Source organism: Acidovorax sp. KPB24-03, from assembly GCF_057546605.1.
The window spans coordinates 1-935 of the sequence record NZ_BAAJYR010000773.1 but is presented as its reverse complement, the minus strand read 5'-3'; the positions used below and the strand labels follow the sequence as shown (position 1 = coordinate 935).

Genomic DNA, 935 nt, shown 5'->3' with positions numbered 1-935 from the left:
GCACGCCGCGAGCCCGGTGACGCTGGCCGACCTGGAGGGCGCCAGCGGCCAGGACCGCTGGCGCCTGTCGCGCGACTTCCGGGCGCTGTTCGGCACCAGCCCCTACCGCTACCTGACGCTGCGGCGCCTGGACCTGGCGCGCACGCTGATGCGCCAGGGCCTGGGCGCGGCGCAGGCGGCCGATGCGGCGGGCTTTTTCGACCAGAGCCACATGACGCGGCGGTTCACCCAGGCCTTCGGCGTGCCGCCGGCCCGCTGGCTGCGCATGCAGGCCGGCCCGGCCGCCGCGTGCACGATCGTGCAAGACGCGGGGGCCTGAGTTGCCTAACCTGGGTGCTTTCCATTGACCAGAAAGCGCCCCGCATGCAACACGCCCACACCCCCACGCCACCGGCCCGAGCGGGCCATGCGCCGATTAATTTCGCGCACAAGTTCTCGCTGATCGATGCGCTGTGGCAGCCCCGCGTGGTCGCCGAGATGAACGGCTACCAGTTCAAGCTGGCGCGCATCGACGGCGAGTTCATCTGGCACCGCCACGCGGACACCGACGAGGCGTTCATCGTGGTGCAGGGGCGGCTGCGCATCGAGCTGCGCGACGGCAACGTGGAGCTGAATGCCGGCGAGATGTTCGTCGTGCCCCGGGACACCGAGCACCGGCCCTGCGCGCTGGGCGAGGTCTGGCTGCTGCTGGTGGAGCCGCGCGGCGTGGTGAACACAGGCGACAGCGGGGGCGAGCGCACCGCACCGAACGATCGGTGGGTGTAACGGGCCCGGCCCCGGAGCCGGTGCGGCATGGCCCGCGGCGATCCCGGGGCACTGCCGCCCACGCCGGGGCGGCGGCCGCACTTCGGGTACAACCGGCGCATGAAAGTGAAGTCCTTCCAGGATCTCCAGCCACTGCGCCAGGCCCTGGGCGGAGGCGGCCGAGCGCGAGG

The 935-nt window shown here is 72.4% G+C and carries 2 protein-coding genes; both read left to right on the top strand.

Annotated features, from left to right (window positions below; genetic code table 11):
• Window positions 1-319 (top strand): helix-turn-helix domain-containing protein (locus tag AC27KI_RS25895; RefSeq protein ID WP_487116705.1); only part of this gene is annotated, 319 nt, incomplete at its 5' end.
• A gap of 44 nt (window positions 320-363) precedes the next feature.
• Window positions 364-765 carry a cupin domain-containing protein gene (locus AC27KI_RS25890; RefSeq protein WP_487116703.1) on the top strand — a complete coding sequence of 134 codons (402 nt, stop codon included), beginning with the start codon at window positions 364-366 and terminating at the stop codon, window positions 763-765.
• Window positions 766-935: the final 170 nt, after the last annotated feature.